Annotated in this window: 14 protein-coding genes; 9 read left to right on the top strand and 5 right to left on the bottom strand. The window is 71.1% G+C overall.

Annotated elements, in window-relative coordinates; all coding sequences use genetic code 11:
- Positions 1-33 precede the first annotated feature (33 nt).
- The 5 genes from ACQRWP_RS03020 to ACQRWP_RS03000 form a co-directional block, all read right to left on the bottom strand.
- Positions 34-1,455 carry a GH1 family beta-glucosidase gene (locus ACQRWP_RS03020; RefSeq protein ID WP_430500695.1) on the bottom strand — a complete coding sequence of 474 codons (1,422 nt, stop codon included), beginning with the start codon at positions 1,453-1,455 and terminating at the stop codon, positions 34-36.
- Positions 1,452-2,294 (bottom strand): carbohydrate ABC transporter permease, encoded by an 843-nt coding sequence (locus ACQRWP_RS03015; RefSeq protein WP_091400707.1) that lies wholly within the window; start codon positions 2,292-2,294, stop codon positions 1,452-1,454. The genes ACQRWP_RS03020 and ACQRWP_RS03015 overlap by 4 nt, the downstream gene beginning before the upstream one ends.
- Positions 2,295-2,304: 10 nt before the next feature.
- Positions 2,305-3,276, bottom strand: a complete 972-nt coding sequence (locus ACQRWP_RS03010) for a carbohydrate ABC transporter permease (protein ID WP_430500694.1) — start codon at positions 3,274-3,276, stop codon at positions 2,305-2,307.
- Between the two features lie 109 nt (positions 3,277-3,385).
- A complete protein-coding gene (locus tag ACQRWP_RS03005; RefSeq protein ID WP_430500693.1) occupies positions 3,386-4,675 on the bottom strand; it encodes an ABC transporter substrate-binding protein in 1,290 nt (429 codons plus the stop codon).
- 315 nt (positions 4,676-4,990) lie between these two features.
- Complete coding sequence (locus ACQRWP_RS03000; protein WP_430500692.1) at positions 4,991-5,554, bottom strand: plasmid pRiA4b ORF-3 family protein; 564 nt, start codon at positions 5,552-5,554, stop codon at positions 4,991-4,993.
- A 150-nt stretch (positions 5,555-5,704) separates the two neighbouring features.
- On the opposite strand from ACQRWP_RS03000, the gene ACQRWP_RS02995 reads away from it, so the two are divergent.
- The 9 genes from ACQRWP_RS02995 to ACQRWP_RS02955 all read left to right on the top strand — a co-directional run bounded on the left by ACQRWP_RS02995 (position 5,705) and on the right by ACQRWP_RS02955 (position 16,453).
- Positions 5,705-6,451 carry a pyrimidine reductase family protein gene (locus ACQRWP_RS02995; RefSeq protein ID WP_430500691.1) on the top strand — a complete coding sequence of 249 codons (747 nt, stop codon included), beginning with the start codon at positions 5,705-5,707 and terminating at the stop codon, positions 6,449-6,451.
- Between the two features lie 148 nt (positions 6,452-6,599).
- A complete protein-coding gene (locus ACQRWP_RS02990) occupies positions 6,600-8,351 on the top strand; it encodes an ATP-binding protein (protein WP_430500690.1) in 1,752 nt (583 codons plus the stop codon).
- A gap of 74 nt (positions 8,352-8,425) precedes the next feature.
- Entirely contained in the window at positions 8,426-9,574 is a 1,149-nt protein-coding gene (locus ACQRWP_RS02985; RefSeq protein WP_430500689.1) for an exonuclease SbcCD subunit D, read from the top strand.
- Positions 9,574-12,048 (top strand): AAA family ATPase, encoded by a 2,475-nt coding sequence (locus ACQRWP_RS02980; protein ID WP_430500688.1) that lies wholly within the window; start codon positions 9,574-9,576, stop codon positions 12,046-12,048. Before ACQRWP_RS02985 ends, ACQRWP_RS02980 begins: the two co-directional genes overlap by 1 nt.
- Before the next feature lie 114 nt (positions 12,049-12,162).
- On the top strand, positions 12,163-13,128 hold the full coding sequence (locus ACQRWP_RS02975) for a hypothetical protein (protein WP_430500687.1): 966 nt from the start codon (positions 12,163-12,165) through the stop codon (positions 13,126-13,128).
- Between the two features lie 18 nt (positions 13,129-13,146).
- The gene (locus ACQRWP_RS02970; protein WP_430500686.1) at positions 13,147-14,004 is read left to right on the top strand and encodes a spermidine synthase; all 858 of its coding nucleotides are present in this window, start codon (positions 13,147-13,149) and stop codon (positions 14,002-14,004) included.
- A 126-nt stretch (positions 14,005-14,130) separates the two neighbouring features.
- Positions 14,131-14,823, top strand: a complete 693-nt coding sequence (locus tag ACQRWP_RS02965; RefSeq protein ID WP_091400696.1) for a sigma-70 family RNA polymerase sigma factor — start codon at positions 14,131-14,133, stop codon at positions 14,821-14,823.
- Entirely contained in the window at positions 14,820-15,602 is a 783-nt protein-coding gene (locus tag ACQRWP_RS02960; protein WP_430500685.1) for an anti-sigma factor family protein, read from the top strand. The genes ACQRWP_RS02965 and ACQRWP_RS02960 overlap by 4 nt, the downstream gene beginning before the upstream one ends.
- A 203-nt stretch (positions 15,603-15,805) precedes the next feature.
- Positions 15,806-16,453 (top strand): hypothetical protein, encoded by a 648-nt coding sequence (locus ACQRWP_RS02955; RefSeq protein WP_238678867.1) that lies wholly within the window; start codon positions 15,806-15,808, stop codon positions 16,451-16,453.
- The last annotated feature ends 27 nt before the right edge of the window (positions 16,454-16,480 follow it).

Raw genomic sequence — 16,480 nt, 5'->3', positions numbered from 1 at the left:
GACGCCGGGGCCGTCCTGATGGCTGGCCCGAGCCTATTGTGCGGCCAGACCGTTGCGCCGGATCACCGAGGCGTACCACTTGGCGCTGGACTTGGGGGTGCGGACCTGGCTGTCATAGTCGACGTGGATCATGCCGAACCGCTTGGTGTAACCCCAGGCCCACTCGAAATTATCCATCAACGACCAGGCAAAGTATCCCCGCAGAGGCACTCCGGCGTCGATCGCCTGGTGGGCGGCGCGCAGGTGGGCATCGAAGTAGGCCAGCCGATCGACGTCGTCGACCTCCCCGTCGACCAGTGAGTCGACGAACGCGGAGCCGTTTTCGGTGACGTACAGGGGCAGATCGGTGTAGCCGTGCACCCGGCGCAGAGTCTCGGTCAGGCCCGGGGCGTCGATCTCCCAGCCCATGTCGGTGACCGGGACGCCGCGAGTGACGAACCGGACGTCCTCGCTGCCCGGCCAGCACGAGGGGGCCGGGTCGGCCTCGACGCCCTCGACCGACGCGGCGACCACGTGCCGGCTGTAGTAGTTGACCCCGACCAGGTCCAGCGGCGTGGAGATGGTCGCCAGGTCGCCGTCGCGCACGTGGCCGAAGTCGGTCACCGTGCTGAGGTCGGCCACCAGGTCCTCCGGGTACGAGCCGCGCAGCAGCGGGTCCAGGAAGAACCGGTTGGCCAACCCGTCGATCCGCCGGGCGGCGTCCCGGTCGGCGGGGGTGTCGCTGGCCGGGTCGACCGGGTAGAGGTTGACGGTCACGCCCACCTCGGCGGCCGGCCGGGCGGCCCGCAGCGCCTGCACGGCCAGGCCGTGACCGAGCATCAGGTGGTGTCCGGCTCGCACCGCGTCCGCTCCGTTGGTGCGGCCGGGGGCGTGCACGCCGGAGCCGTAGCCGAGGAACGCGGAGCACCACGGCTCGTTCAGCGTGGTCCAGTAGCGCACCCGGTCACCGAGCGCGTCGGCCACCAGTGCCGTGTAGTCGGCGAAGCGGGCCGCGGTGTCCCGAGCCGGCCAGCCGCCGGCGTCTTCCAACGGCTGCGGCAGATCCCAGTGGTAGAGGGTGAGCCACGGCTCGATGCCGTTGGCCAGCAGCTCGTCCACCAGTCTCCGGTAGAAGTCCAGGCCAGCCGGGTTGGCGGCGCCGGCACCGCCGGGCTGCACCCGGGACCAGGAGACCGAGAAACGGTACGACTTCAGGCCCAGCTCGGCCATCAGCGCGACGTCGTCGCCGAGGCGGTGGTAGTGGTCGCACGCCACGTCCCCGGTGTGCCCGGCGAGGACCCGACCCTCGGTGTGGCTGAAGGTGTCCCAGATCGACGGGGTGCGGCCGTCCACGGTCGCCGCCCCCTCGATCTGGTACGCCGCCGTCGCGGCCCCCCAGAGGAATCCGGGTGGAAAGGTCAGCCCGGGGCGCTCGTCGAGGACGTCGACGGCGGGTGGGCTGGCGGGGTTGCTCACGACTTGACGGCACCTTCCATGATCCCGCCGATGATCTGGCGGCCGAACACGAGAAAGACGATTACCAGGGGGATGGTGCCGATCGCCGTGGCGGCGAACACCTGGGAGTAGTCGGTGTAGTAGGCGTACGAGAGGAAGGAGAGCGAGACCTGGAGGGTCGGGTTCTCCGGGGTGAGGATGGCGTACGGCCAGAGGAACGAGTTCCAGGTCTCCATGAAGGTCAGCAGGCCGAGGACGCCGGCGGCGGGACGCAGCGCGGGCAGCACGATGCTCCAGTAGATGCGGAACGTGCTGGCGCCGTCGACGCGGCCGGCCTCGATCAGCTCGTCGGAGATCGCCTGACTGGCGTACTGCCGCATCATGAACACGCCGAAGGCGGTGACCAGGAACGGCACGGTGACCGCGTAGAGGGTGTCGTACCACCCCAGGTCCTGCATCATGCCCCAGAGCGGGATGAGCCCCATCTGGGTCGGGATCATCATGGTGACGATGATCGCCAGCAGGAGGGCGTTGCTGCCCCGGAACTTCAGCTTGGCGAAGGCGAACCCGGCCAGCGAACCGGTGAGCACCACCGACAGGGTGACCACCGAGGAGACGATGATCGAGTTCATCATGCCGGTGAGGAAGTTGGCGGCGTCGTTGTCGAGCACCCGCCCGAAGTTGTCACCGAACGCGCCACCGGGGGTCAGCGGCGGCGGCACGTCGTTGATGTTGTCCAGGCTGCGACTGCCGATCACCAGCATGTAGTAGAACGGGTAGATCGACAGCAGCGCCGCCAGGACGAGCGCCAGGTAGGTCAGCGGGCTGGTGCGCCACAGGCGCTGGGAAGCCGAGATCATCGATCTCTCCTCACTTCGCCGAGCGGCGGACGAGTAGGAAGTTGAACAGCGACACCACGATGATGATCATGAAGATCGCCCAGGCGATCGCGGCTCCGTAGCCGGCGGTGTTCAGGTTCACGATGCCCATCTCGTACATGTACATGGCCAGCGTCTGGAACTCCCGCTGGTTGCCGCCGATGATGTTGCCGTTGCCGAAGAGCAGGGGCTCGGTGAAGAGCTGCATGCCGCCGATCGTGGACAGGATGACCACGAAGATGAAGGTGGGCTTGAGCATGGGCAGGGTGATCTGCCAGAACTGTCGCCACGGACCGGCACCGTCGATCTCCGCGGCCTCGTAGAGGTCCTTCGGGATCGCCTGCATGCCGGCGAGCAGGATCAGGGTGTTGTACCCGGTCCACCGCCAGTTGACCATGGAGGAGATGGCCGTCCAGGAACTCCACCGGTGCCCGTCCCAGTCGACCGGGTCGACACCGACGAAGCTGAGCAGCCAGTTGAACAGGCCGAACTCCCGCTGGAACAACATCCCGAAGACGATCGCGACCGCGGCCACCGACACCACGTTCGGCATGAAGATCGCCATCCGGAAGAAGGTCTTGGCGCGCAGGAGGGTCCGGTTGAGCAGGTTCGCCAGGAAGAGGGCGAGCAGCAACTGCGGGATGGTCGACAGGGCGAAGATGCCGAACGTGTTGACCAGCGCGTTCCAGAAGTACTCGTCGGAAACCAGCCGGCTGTAGTTGTCGAAGCCGATGAACGTGTGCTCGCCGATCATGTCCCAGTCGTGCAGCGACATCCAGGCGGTGCGCAGCATCGGGTACAGCCCGAATACGCCGAAGATCAGGAAGAACGGGGCGATGTAGAGGTACGGCGAGTACTTGACATCAAGGCGGTTGAGTAACCTTCCCCGTCGACGTCGGCGATCGACATCGGGAGAAGGCGGTGCTGCTGGCGACGGCCGTGCCGTCGTGGCCGACAGGCTCATGCGAGTTTCCTTTTCCGGCGAGGCCCGGGGGCCCTCGCGCAGGGCGCTACGCGGAGGGGACCGGCCGGTGGCGTCCGGGAAACCCCGAACGCCACCGGCAGGGAATCACTCAGAATGCGCCCTGAGTCTTGGCGTCCTTCGTGAACTGCTCCCAGGCCTTCGCCTTGTCGGCCTGCCCGTTCTCGAACGCCCGCAGAGCCGGCTCGAGTGCGTTCTCCTTGACCGCCTGGTGCTTCGGACCCAGGTGGGTCGGCTGGATCTTGGCGACGCTCTCCCCGAAGATCTTGCCGGTCGGCGCGTTGCTGAAGTACTCGTTGGTGTAGCTGATGAACGCGTCGTTCTTCAGCGCCTCCAGGTTCGTCGGCAGCGGGCCCTTGAGCTTGAAGGCCTCGACCTGGCTCTTCGCGTTGGTCAGGTACTCGGCGAGCTTCGCCGCCTCCTTCGGGTACTTGCTCTGCGCCGGAACCGCGAGCCACGAGCCGCCCCAGTTACCGCCGCCGCCCGGCACGGACGCGACATCCCACTTGCCCTTGTTGGCCGGACCGGAGTTGTCCGACACGATGCCGAGCATCCAGGACGGGCAGAAGGTCGCCGCGAAGGTGCCCTGCTTGAAGCCACCCGACCACTCCGGCGACCAGGTGGACGCCTTGGCGGAGATGTCCGCCATCGAGGTGGCGGTGTCCCAGGCGTTCTTCACCGCGGGGCTGGTGTCCGCGATGATGTTGTCTTCCTTGTCGTAGAACAGGTCACCGTTGCCCTGGAAGAGCACACCGTTGGAGACGGCGGTGATCGAGTCGATGAACGCCTTGCCGCCGGTGCCCTGCTTGTACTTCAGACCGGCGTCGTGGAAGCCCTTCCAGTCCGGCCAGAGCGCCGACACCTGGTCGCGCTCGGTGGGCAGGCCGGCCGCCTGGAACAGGTCCTTGCGGTAGCAGACGGCGAGGCTGCCGACGTCGGTCGGCAGGCCGATCAGCCGGCCGTCCGGCGCCTTGCCCAGCTCCCACTTCCAGGGCAGGTATTCCTTCGAGTGGTCGGCGACCAGCGGGGTGAGGTCGGCCCAGTTGCGCGCGTTGGGCTTGAACTCGTTGAGGATGCCCTCTTCCAGGGCGGTGACGTCCGCCGCGCCCTTGCCGGTGGCCAGGTAGCGGACCAGCTTCGGCCGGTACTCACCGAGCTGTGCGGTCTTGCGCAGCTCGACCTTGATGCCGGTGTCCTTCTCGTACTGCTTGACGAGCTCGTCGTAGCCCATCTCGCCGAAGGTATCGACGACCAGCTTGGCCGGCTTCTCGCCGGCCGCCGGCTTGTCGTCGTCGTTGCCGCAGGCCGCGAGACCGCCGATTGCGGTGATCGCGGCCAGGGCAGCGGCCGCCAGGCGGGTACGCCGCGTGGTGACACTCATGCGCTGACCCCTCTTTCCGGTGGTGAGGCTGGGTGGTTGTGGTGGGGGGTGTCTCATCGCGCCAGGCCGGGGATGCGTGAGTGACCCATGCCACCTCCGGGAGCGCTCCCATGAGATTGCCGGCGGGTAACGGGAGTGTCAATAGGACGTTGGGAGCGTTCCCAGATCGTTACCGCTGACCACTCCCACCGCACCCACCCCAACCACACCCCCCGCCCCACCCCTGGTGATCAAGAGGTTTCGGTCAGGAAAGGTGGCGCTGCTGACGCAAACTTCTTGATCAACAACACCCGGGGCCGGAGGGCCGGGGGCGGGTCAGCAGAAGTGGCGGAGAAGGGTGGTTGCGCGGGTGGGGTCGAAGCGGGCCGGGTCGAAGGTCGACCCCGCCCAGTCGCGCAGCATCGCGTGGCGGGAGCTGACGGGGTCGGCCGTGGCGCTCTGGTCGTCCAGGGCTTCCAGGAGCGCCTGGTATCCCAACGGCCCGCCGACACCCTCCGGCGGGCAGGCCCGCTCGCCGGCCAGGCAGACCGGATACCGCTCGTCGGGGTCGGCGGTCAACGCGTCCTCAACGGTCAGGTCGTGCTCCCACCAGTCGCCGAAGTCGTACGTGTAGGAGAACCGGCTGCCCTTGCCGAGCACCGCGTCGAGCCGCACGTCCAGCTCGTCGTGCAACGCCAACTCCCCGTCCGGGTCCGGCTCGCCATACTGCATCGCGTCGATCTCGAACGAGTGCAGGTGGCAGTCCCGCCAACCCATCGCGTGCTGCACCACCCGGTGCAGCCGGTCCAGCGTGTAGCCGGCCGGCACGAGCACCCGGCGCCACACCGGCGGGCGGGTCCCGGCGAGGGACATCTTCAGCTGGAAGATCTGACGCGACATGCTGTCCTGTCCTCCCGCGGCTTAGGCTGCGAGCATGATCTGCCGAGCGTGCCGGGCCCGGCGACACGACGACTGCCCGGGCCGGAACTGGTGCGACTGCCAGCACCGTACCGCCGAACCCACCCCTCCGGTCACCGGTCCGGCCAGCGAATGACCGTCGGAATTCCGATCCGACGGCTCTGGCCCGAGCCGTCGACGCAGCCGCTCGACGACACCGCGCTGACCGCCCTCTACGACCGCGCCGACGAGCCCCGACTGCGGGTGAACTTCGTGGCCAGCCTCGACGGCGCGGTCACCGTGGACGGCTACTCCGCCGGTCTCTCCGGCGAGCCGGACAAGCGGGTGTTCGGCCTGCTGCGGATGGTCTGCGACGCCCTGGTGGTAGCCGCCGGAACGCTCCGCCACGAGGGCTATCGAGCGGTCCGGCTCAACGAGCGCCGCCGCGCCTGGCGCCGCGCCAACGGGCTGGCCGACTACCCGACGCTGGTGGTCGTCTCCGGTTCGCTCGACCTGGATCCGGCGCAGGCCGCCTTCGCCGACGCGCCGACCCGCCCGGTGGTGCTCACCCACGCCGACGCCGATCCACCGCCCGGGCTGACCGACGTCGCCGACGTGCTGCGCTGCGGCACCGAGCGGGTCGACCTGGCCGCCGGTCTCGCCGAGCTGCACCGACGCGGGCTCACCCAACTGCTCTGCGAGGGCGGCCCACACCTGTTTGGCGCGCTCACCGCCGCCGACCTGGTGGACGAGCTGTGCCTCACCGTCTCGCCGCTGCTGGCCGGACCCGGCTCTGGCCGAATCACCGCCGGCGACGCCGCACCGCCCCGGCACCTGGCACTGCGGCACGTGCTCGCCGCCGAGGACGGTGTCCTCCTGCTCCGCCACGCCCGCCCGTAACCCGCCGTCGCGCTGTCACACACCCACCGTCGTGAGTGTGACGGCGCATGGTGTCGTCCGCCGCGTCGCGTGGCGACCTGTCGTACTCCTCGGGCAGGATGCAGGGCATGCGCGCCGACCGTGATGCCCGACCGACCCGAGTCGCCCGATGACCGACGCCGACCTCGACAGCCCGGGCGAGGCGGTCGGGCGGGTGCTGGGCACCGCCGACGCCACCCCGTTGCAGTTCTGGACGGCCGTGGCGCCCGGCAGTTACCTCCAGCTCGACGACGTGGTGGTCACCCGACGGGAGCTGCCGAACCGGGAGCCGGTGACGATCGCCGGGGTGGTCACCCAGGTCCGCGCCCGGCACGAGGGCGCCCAGTTCGACTCCGACGTGTTCGCCATCGCCGACGGCACGCTGCCCGCGCAGGTGCAGGAGGCGGCCGAGATCACCACCACCCGGGTCGATCCGGAGCTGTACGTGCCGCCGACCCCGGGCGCGGTGGTGCACCGGGCCGAGGGTGACGCCCGGGCGCGCGCGCTGCACTTCGACCGGATGGAGCGGCGCATCCCGATGGGGATGGGTCGGGACGGGGTCCCGGTCTACCTCAACGCCGACTTCCTCGACGGCAGTCGGGGCGCGCACGTCTCCATCTCCGGCATCTCCGGGGTGGCCACCAAGACCAGCTTCGCCACCTTCCTGCTCTACTCGGTGTTCCGCTCCGGCGTGCTGGGCGGCGACGCGGTCAACGCCAAGGCGCTGATCTTCAACGTCAAGGGTGAGGATCTGCTCTTCCTGGACCACCCCAACACCCGCCTGGACGAGCCCACCCGAGCGGCGTACGCGAAGCTCGGGTTGAGCGCCGGCGCCTTCCCCGACGTGCGGGTCTACGCCCCACCCCGGGTCGGCGACTCGGCCGGCACGCCGGATGTGAGCAGCCGGCTCACCGGAGTGGACTCGTTCTACTGGACGCTGAGCGAGTTCTGCACCGACCGCCTGCTGCCGTACGTCTTCGCCGACGCCGACGACGAGCGCCAGCAGTACACGATGGTGGTCCACTCGGTGGCCGCGCACCTGGCCCGCTACGCCCAGCCCGCCGACGGCGGGGTGAGCATCGACGGGGTCCGGCTCGGCTCCTACGGCGATCTGGTCGACCACATCGTCGATCAGCTCAACGACGACGAGACCCGCTCCGACTGGGCGGGCAGCGCGGTGGGGCTGGGCACCGTCAACGCGTTCGCCCGGCGGTTGATCGGCAGTAAGAAGGACCTGGCCCGGCTGATCCGCGGTGACCTCGCCACCCGCCGCCCCCACTCGATCAACACGAGCGAGTCGGCCCAGGTCACTGTGGTCGACCTGCACAACCTTCCCGACCGCGCGCAGCGGTTCGTGGTCGGTGTGACGCTCAAGAGCGAGTTCGAGCGCAAGGAGAAGTCCGGCACCGCCAAGCCGCTGCTCTTCGTCGTCCTCGACGAGCTCAACAAGTACGCCCCCCGGGAGGGCTCCTCGCCGATCAAGGAAGTCCTGCTGGACATCGCCGAGCGGGGCCGCTCGCTCGGGGTGATCCTGATCGGCGCGCAGCAGACGGCGAGCGAGGTGGAGCGGAGGATCGTCACCAACTCGGCGATCCGGGTGGTCGGCCGGCTCGACCCGGCCGAGGCGTCCCGCCCGGAGTACGGCTTCCTGCCGCCCGCGCAGCGCCAGCGGGCGTTGTTGGCCAAGCCGGGCACCATGTTCGTCAACCAGCCTGACATCCCGGTGCCGCTCTGCCTGGAGTTCCCGTTCCCGGCCTGGGCCACCCGGGTCTCCGAGGCGGGCCGGGCACCATCGGAGACGCTGCGCTCGATCACCCAGTCCGCCGACCCGTTCGCCGTGGTGGGCTCCGGCGGCGGCACCGACGACGACATCCCGTTCTAGGTGGGGCCGGCACAGGTGAGCGCGAGGAGTGAGCTTGCGAGCCCCGCAGTCGCGATTGGAAGGCCAGCACAGCCATGAAGATCCTGCACACCTCCGACTGGCACGTGGGAAAGGTGCTCAAGGGGCAGTCCCGGGCCGACGAGCACAAGGCCGTGCTGGCCGGGGTGATCGAGATCGCCCGTGCCGAACAGCCGGATCTGGTGATCGTCGCCGGCGACCTCTACGACACCGCCGCGCCCAGCTCGGAGGCGACCCGCCTGGTCACCAGGGCGTTGACGGCGTTGCGGCGGACCGGCGCGGACGTGGTGGCGATCGGCGGCAACCACGACAACGGCCCGGCGCTCGACGCGCTGCGCCCATGGGCCGATGCCGCCGGCATCACGCTGCGCGGCGGGGTGCGGGAAAATCCGGCCGAGCACGTCATCGACGGCACCACCGCCGGTGGCGAGCGGTGGCGGCTGGCCGCGTTGCCGTTCCTGTCCCAGCGGTACGCGGTGCGCGCCTTGGAGATGTACGAGCTGACCGCCGCGGAGACCAACCAGACGTACGCCGACCACCTGGGCCGGGTTCTGGGGCGATTGACCGAGGGTTTCACCGAACCGGACCGGGTGCACCTGGTCACCGCGCATCTGACGGTGACCGGCGCGGCCACCGGTGGTGGCGAGCGCGACGCGCACACCGTGTTGGGCTACGCCGTTCCGGCCACCGTCTTCCCGGCCACCGCGCACTACGTGGCGCTGGGTCACCTGCACCGGGCGCAGCGGGTCGCGGGCCCCTGTCCGGTGCGGTACAGCGGCAGCCCGCTCGCGGTGGACTTCGGTGAGCAGGAGAACATCCCCTCGGTGACGATGGTCGAGGTGACGGCCAGCACCGCCGCCCGGGTGCGGGAGGTGCCGGTGACAGCGGCGAGCGCGCTGCGGACGGTGCGGGGCACGCTGGCCCAGCTCGCCGAGATCGAGGCACCGGACGCGTGGCTGCGGGTGTACGTGCGGGAGCAGCCCCGCGCCGGCCTGCGCGAGGAGATCCAGGAGCTGCTCCCCCGGGCCCTGGAGATCCGGATCGACCCGGAGCTGTTGGCCGCGCCGGGCAGCGGCGCGCGCATCGCCCAGCGGTCGGGGCGTTCGCCCCGGGAGTTGTTCGCCGACTACCTGGACAGCCGCGGCCACGCCGACGAGGGTGTCCGGGAGCTCTTCGACGAGCTTTTCGAGGAGGTCGAGCACTGATGCGTCCGATGCGGTTGGACATGGCCGGTTTCACGGTCTTCCGGGACGAGACCACCGTCGACTTCACCGACGCCGACTTCTTCGCGTTGATCGGCCCGACCGGTTCGGGCAAGTCGACAGTGCTGGACGCGATCTGCTTCGCCCTCTACGGCATGGTGCCCCGCTGGGGTGGCGCCCGAGGGTTGGCGAACGCGCTCGCGCCGTCGGCGACCGAGGCGCGGGTGCGGTTGGTCTTCGAGTCCGGCGGCGCCCGGTACGTGGCGACCCGGGTGGTCCGCCGGGACGGCCGGGGCAACGTGAAGACCGCGAACGCCGGGTTGCAGCTGATGCCGGCCGGCTTCGACGTGACCAAACTGGACACCGGATTGAGCCCGGACGACCTCGGCGAGGTGGTGGCCGGCACCCCCGCCGAGATGGAGCAGGCGGTGCTGGAGGCGGTGGGGCTGCCGTACGAGCAGTTCACCAGCTGTGTGGTGCTGCCACAGGGGCAGTTCGCCGACTTCCTGCACGCCAAGCCGGCGACGCGGCAACAGATCCTGGTCAACCTGCTGGGCCTCGGCGTCTACGAGGACGTGCAGAAGAAGGCGACGGCGCGCGCCGCGCAGGCGGAGGCCCGGCTGGAGGCGGTCGACCAGGTGCTCGCCGGGTTGACCGGCGTGGACGACGAGGCGTTGGCCGAGGCCGACGCCCGGGTGGACCGGATGGTCGAGCTGGCGGCGGCGGTGGCCGAGGCGGTGCCGGAGCTGGCGGCGGCCCGGGTCACCGCACGGGAGGCCGCGGCGGCGCTGACCGCGCTGGACGACGAGCTGACCGTGCTGACCGGGGTGCGCGCGCCGGGTGGGGTGACCGAGGTCGCTCGCGCGGTCGCCGCGGCGCGGGCCGACGCCGAGGCCGCGGCGACCGCGGTGTCCCTGGCCGAGGAGCGGGAGGACAAGCTGCGCGGCGAGTTGGCCGCCGCCGGTGACGAGAGCGCGCTGCGACTGCAACTGCGGGCGTACGACGATCGGGATCGGCTGTCCGGCGAGGCCGACACGGTCCGGGCGACGGTGCGCGCGGCGAACGACGAGCACGCCGCGGCGGTGGCGGCCCTGGCCGCCGCCCGCGTGGTCGCCGAGCGGGCCGACGCCGAGCTGGAGGCGGCCTTCCGGGCGCACGAGGAGGCGAAGGCAACCGACCTGGCGGTGAGCCTGCGGGTGCACCTGCATGCCGGTGCGGCGTGCCCGGTTTGCGAGCAGCCGGTCGCCGAGGTGCCGGCGGTGCCGGCCGATTCGGCGGTGGCCGCCGCGACGGCGGCGGGCAAGGCCGCGCGGGCCGCGACCAAGGCCGCGCAGAGCACCGTGCAGGAGCGGGACACGGCGGCACGGGAGCTGGAGCGGCTGCTGGTGCAGGCGCGAGCCCGGCAGGAGCAGATGGAGGCCCGGCTGGCCGAACTGGACGGGCAGCTCTCCGGCGCGGCCGAGCCGGCCGTGCTACGCCGGGAGTTGGCCGAGCACGCCCGGTTGCGGCGCGCGCTGGACGAGGCGGCGACCGCGGTCCGGGCCGGCCGCGAGACCGCTCGGCAGGCCCGGGCCGGGGTGGACTCCGCCGAGGAGCGGCTGCGGGCGGCGTGGCGGGCCTTCGACACCGCCCGCGACGGGTTGGCCCGGTTCGGCCCACCGGCGACCGACCGGGACGACGTGGCTGCCGCGTGGGCGGCGCTGACCGAGTGGGCGACCACCGAGGCGGACCGCCGCCGCGCCGAGCGGGCCGTTCGGGCCGCCGCCGTGGCGGAGGCCGAGTCGGTGGCCGACGGCGTGCAGCGGGCCATCGCGGGCATCTTCGCCGCCGCCGACGTGCCGGTCAGGGACGACCCGGTGCACGCGGCGACCGTGGCGGTGGAGCGGGCCGACGCCGACCGGCGGCGGCTGCACGAGCGTCGCGAGCAGGCCGGGACGCTGCGCGAGCAGCGGGCGGGGCACGAGCGGGAGGCTCAGGTGGCGCGCGCGCTCGCCGGGCACCTGCGGGCCAACAACTTCGAGCGGTGGTTGCTGGCCGAGGCGTTGGACCTGCTGGTCGACGGCGCGTCGGGGATCCTGCGCGAGTTGTCCTCCGGGCAGTACGAGCTGGTGCACGACAAGGGCGAGTTCGTGGTGGTCGACCACCACGACGCGGGGCTGCGGCGGGGCGTGCGCACCCTGTCCGGCGGTGAGACGTTCCAGGCGTCGCTGGCGTTGGCGTTGGCGCTCTCCGAGCAGTTGGCCGGGATGTCCACCACGGCGGCGAGCCTGGAGTCGATCGTCCTGGATGAGGGTTTCGGCACGCTCGACGCCGCCACCCTGGACACGGTGGCGGCGACCCTGGAAAACCTGGCGGCCCGGGGCGATCGGATGGTCGGCGTGGTCACCCACGTGCCGGCGTTGGCCGAGCGCATCCCGGTCCGCTTCGAGGTGCGCAAGGATGCCCGGTCCGCGCGCGTGGAGCGGACGGGCCGGTGAGCGCGAGGAGTGCAGCGCAGCGGAGCCCCGCAGTCGCGAACGAAAGGCCGACCCGGTGAGCGCGAGGAGTGCAGCGCAGCGGAGCCCCGCAGTCGCGAACGAAAGGCCGACCCGGTGAGCGCGAGTGACGCCGCGTTCTTCGTGGATTCGTGGGATCCGGCGTACGGGGCGTCGTTCGAGGCGTCCGCCGCCGGGCCGGCCGCGCCGAGCAGCGCCCAGGTCGACGCGGACGTGGAGTTGCCCGCCGTGGACTGGCGGGCGATCGGGGTACGCCCCGGGGTGCGGGCGCCCGACGTGGTGTTGCTGGTCGACGGGGTTCGCCGCATCGACGCGAGCATCTGGACGGCCGAGACCGACGGCCTGTCGTTCCCCGGGTTGGCCGCCTCGTACGCGGCCGGGGTGGTCCGGTGTGACCTGGGGCGGGGTGCGGCGCAGTTGGCGGGCACCCGGGTTGCCCGGGGCCTGTTCACCGCGAGCCCGTCGGCGCAGGATGTGGTGGCGGGTGCGATCCGTTACCCGGTGCACCGGGTGGGTGGCACCGGTGAGCTGGCGAAGCTGCCGGCCGCCGTGCAGGGCCCGCTGACCGCGTTGGAGGTGGCGGTGTCCGACGCCGCCCGGGTCGACGGTGACCTGTTGGTGGTGGACGGCCCGCTGCGTAGTCGTCGGCAGTTGCCGCGCACGCTGGGCTACATCAAGACGCAGCACAGTCAGTATCTGGATGCCCGGCTGACCGCGGTGGTGACGGGTATGGCGTCGGGTGAGCGGTCCCCGGTGTTCCGGCTCGGCACCGCCTGGGGTGGTTGGTCGTGGTATTTGCGGCTGCCGGTGGCGATCGGCGCGCCGTGGGCCGGCGTCGTCCGGGTGGAGTGCTCCGCCGACCTGCCCGTCGAGGCGGCGATCGAGCTGGCCGACCTGTCGCTGGTGACCCTGCCGCGCTTCGCGTCCACCCCGTACAAGGATCCGCGGGCCCCGCAGAACCTGATCCCGATCGCCGGCCTGGAGCGCCGACTGCGGGCCCTGCTCGGCGATTCCCGGCTGCTGCACCGTGCGTTGACCGCCGCGGCCCGCGCCGCCCGATGAGCGCGGATACTGGTTCCGGTGGGGCGTAAACGGGCGGATGACCGGGTGGTCGAGCAGGTGGACACCGGGCTGGCGGAGCTCGTCCCGGCTCCGGACCGGGCCGGCTCGTGGACGCTGCTGCTGGACGGCGCGCCGCAGTCGCACGTCGACCTGACCGACCCCACCCATTTGGAGTTCGAGTACGTGCGGCGGTTGGCCGCCGCCGTGGATCTGATCGCACCGGCCGGTGAGCCGCTGCGGGTGCTGCATCTGGGTGGCGGCGCGCTGACCCTGCCCCGGTACGTCTCCGCCACCCGACCCGGGTCGACCCAGCGGGTGTCCGAGGTGGACGGTGCGCTGGTGGAGCTGGTCCGTCGGGCGTTGCCATGGCCGTCCGACGCCCGGTTGCGGGTCCGGGTGGAGGACGCCCGGGCGGTGCTGGCGTCCACCCGGGAGGCCAGCTACGACGTGGTGGTCGCCGACGTGTTCGCCGGTGCGCGTACTCCGGCTCACCTCACGTCGGTGGAGTACGCCGCCGAGGTGGCCCGGGTGCTCCGCCCCGCCGGTTGGTACCTGGCGAACCTGGCCGACGGTCCGCCGCTGCGGCACGCCCGTGGGCAGGTCGCCACGGTCCGTTCGGTGCTGCCGCAGGCCTGCCTGGTCGGGGACGCGGCGGTGCTGCGTGGGCGCCGGTACGGGAATCTGGTGCTGGTCGCCGGGCGGTCCACACCGCCGGTGCCGGAGCTGACCAGACGCGCTGCCGGCGACTGGTTCCCCGGCCGGGTGGTGGCCGGCGACGACCTGGACCGCTTCGTCGGTGGCGCGCAGGTGGTGCGGGACGCCGACGCGACCGGCTCCGATCCGCCACCGCCGGGGCTGTTCTCGGTACGCCGCTGACCGTCCACTCAACAGCGGCGGAGGAAGTTTTTTCGTCGTTTGTTGATCCGCTGGGGCCGGCGCTGCGTACCACCGGGCGGCCCACCTCGTGGGCCGGCGTTGGTCACGGACATCCCGGAGGTCTGCATGCACGCGGTGGCGGCCGGTTGGCATGGCGACGCGGTACGCGCTGACTGGTTGTCGGCGCGACCCTCGTCACGGTCAACCTCGTCTGCCCGGGGGGTCGACGCGCGGGCGACGCCTCGCCAGAATGGTCCGGTGACGCCGCGACCGGCGCCCGGGCGCCATCAGGCGACGACAACCGAGGCCAGCCACTCCGACCAGTTGATCCGTCAGCTCTATGCCGAGCACGCCGGCCCGTTGCTGATGTTCGTCATGCGCCTCACCGGGGGGGACCGGCAGCGCGCGGAGGACATCGTCCAGGAGACGCTGCTGCGGGCCTGGCGCAACGCGCACCGCCTGGGCACCCAGGGGCAGGGGTCGCTGCGGCCCTGGTTGGTGACGGTGGCCCGCCGGATCGCCATCGACGAGCACCGCAGCCAGGAGGCCCGGCCGCCGGAGACGTACGACCGGGACCTCACCGCGTTCGCCGAGGCGGACAGCACCGACCGGGTGCTGCGAACCATGACGGTGGCGGACGCGCTGCGTACGCTCAGTCAGTCGCACCGGGAGATCCTGATCTCGACGTACTTCCGGGGGCGGACGGTGCCGGAGGCCGCCGAGGAGTTGGGCCTGCCGCTCGGCACCGCCAAGTCGAGGGTCTACTACGCGCTGCGCGCGCTGCGCACGGCTCTGCAGGAGCGGGGGGTGACAGAATGAGCCGGCCGGACCACATGGACGTCGCGGCGTACGCGCTCGGTGTGCTCGACGAGCAGGACACTGAGCGGTTCGAGGAGCATCTCGCCACCTGCTGGGCGTGCGCTGCCGAGTTGGAGACGATGGTGCCGGTGGTCGGGCTGCTCTCCGACATCGACGGCGAGACGATGATGGCGCTGGAGCAGACGGCGACCGACCCGGCCCTGCTGGACCGGACGCTCGGCGCGGTCCGGGCCGACCGGCGGCGTACCCGGTTTCGTCACATGCTCGCGACGGCCGCCGCGGTGGTGGTCTTCGGCGGTCTGACCGGGTACGGCTTCGTCAGCGTGACCGGCAACGAGCAGCCGCCGGGGGTGCTCGCCGAGTCGACGCCGAGCGCACCCAACGACCCGACGACGAGCGTGCCGACGGCCGCGCCGAGCGGCCCGGGTGTGGGCGGCACCGAGGTGGAGGGTGACCAGGTCGAGGCGACCGACCCGACCACCGGTGTGCAGACCACCATGTTCCTGGTGACGAAGGATTACGGCACCCGGATCAATTTCAGCCTGCGGAAGCTGCCCGGCCCACGCGTCTGCCGACTGGTGGTGGTGCGCAAGAACGGCAGCACCGAGGTCATCTCGAGCTGGTCGGTGCCGGATGGCGGTTATGGCACCAACACCCGACCGCAGGGTCTCGAACTGAGTGCCTCCACGTCGGCTCTGCCGAAGGACATCAAGCAGCTCCAGGTGCAGTCGGTGGATGCCAACGGCGTGGCGAGTCCACTGGTCACCGTACCCATGTAAGCGCGGCTACCGCATCGGCGCCGGTCATTGTCACAATGACCGGCGCCGATCTGTCGTTGCACCAAGGGGCCCTCGCGGGGGCGTACGCATGGCGGCCGGAAACGGTTCAATCGTTTTACGTGAAATTGACCACTGTTACTACTTCAACCTTGACAGCCTGCCCGCCGTACCTATGGGTGAACTGTCAAGAATGAGGAGGGCACGTGGCACAGATGAAGCGGACCGTCATCGTCGCGAGCGCGATGGTCGCACTAACGGCCTGCGCTCCCGCGGGTTACGACGGGGCGAACTCGAGCGCGGCCGAGCCGGTCGCCGTCGCCGCGGCCGAGCCCACCGCGACGGTTGAACCTGAGGCCTCGGCTTCCCCGGAGGCGCCCGCCGCCGACGCCCCGCCCGCGGACGTCGACCTGACCGAGAAGTTGGTCGGTAAGAGTGTCGCCCGGATGGGCAAGGTGGTCACCGACCAGGATGGCTGGATCCTGTACCGCTTCGACAAGGACACCGCCGACCCGCCGTCGTCGAACTGCGTCGACAAGTGCGCCGAGGTGTGGCCCCCGGCACTGACCGACGGCAACCCGGAGCTCACCGGCGTCTCGGACGACAAGGTCGGCAGCGTGACCCGGCAGGACGGCACCCGTCAGCTCACCATCGCTGGCTGGCCGGTCTACCGCTACATCGGTGACAAGAAGCCCGGCCAGTGGAAGGGCCAGGCTGTCGGCGGCACCTGGTTCGTGGTCCAGCCGGACGGCAAGAAGAACCTGAGCTGCCTGCCCAAGGGCACGCCGAAGGCGGTCGCACCGCCGGCGGACAGCGGCTCTAACGACGCCGGCGGCTCGGGCTACTCGTACTGAGCCTGGTCGCCCACGAGGGCACGGTGG

The sequence above is a fragment of the Micromonospora trifolii genome (assembly GCF_050516465.1).
Classification (GTDB): Bacteria; Actinomycetota; Actinomycetes; order Mycobacteriales; family Micromonosporaceae; genus Micromonospora; species Micromonospora trifolii.
The sequence above is the reverse complement of the archived record's forward strand: the minus strand, read 5'-3'. Positions and strand labels throughout refer to the sequence as shown.

What these genes read in the sequence shown, in the direction of transcription:
- ACQRWP_RS03015 (WP_091400707.1), bottom strand. Translation starts at nt 2,294, where the DNA reads ATGATCTCGGCTTCCCAGCGCCTGTGGCGCACCAGCCCGCTGACCTAC.
- ACQRWP_RS03010 (WP_430500694.1), bottom strand. Translation starts at nt 3,276, where the DNA reads ATGAGCCTGTCGGCCACGACGGCACGGCCGTCGCCAGCAGCACCGCCT.
- ACQRWP_RS03005 (WP_430500693.1), bottom strand. Translation starts at nt 4,675, where the DNA reads ATGAGTGTCACCACGCGGCGTACCCGCCTGGCGGCCGCTGCCCTGGCC.
- ACQRWP_RS03000 (WP_430500692.1), bottom strand. Translation starts at nt 5,554, where the DNA reads ATGTCGCGTCAGATCTTCCAGCTGAAGATGTCCCTCGCCGGGACCCGC.
- ACQRWP_RS02995 (WP_430500691.1), top strand. Translation starts at nt 5,705, where the DNA reads ATGACCGTCGGAATTCCGATCCGACGGCTCTGGCCCGAGCCGTCGACG.
- ACQRWP_RS02990 (WP_430500690.1), top strand. Translation starts at nt 6,600, where the DNA reads ATGACCGACGCCGACCTCGACAGCCCGGGCGAGGCGGTCGGGCGGGTG.
- ACQRWP_RS02985 (WP_430500689.1), top strand. Translation starts at nt 8,426, where the DNA reads ATGAAGATCCTGCACACCTCCGACTGGCACGTGGGAAAGGTGCTCAAG.
- ACQRWP_RS02980 (WP_430500688.1), top strand. Translation starts at nt 9,574, where the DNA reads ATGCGTCCGATGCGGTTGGACATGGCCGGTTTCACGGTCTTCCGGGAC.
- ACQRWP_RS02965 (WP_091400696.1), top strand. Translation starts at nt 14,131, where the DNA reads ATGCACGCGGTGGCGGCCGGTTGGCATGGCGACGCGGTACGCGCTGAC.
- ACQRWP_RS02960 (WP_430500685.1), top strand. Translation starts at nt 14,820, where the DNA reads ATGAGCCGGCCGGACCACATGGACGTCGCGGCGTACGCGCTCGGTGTG.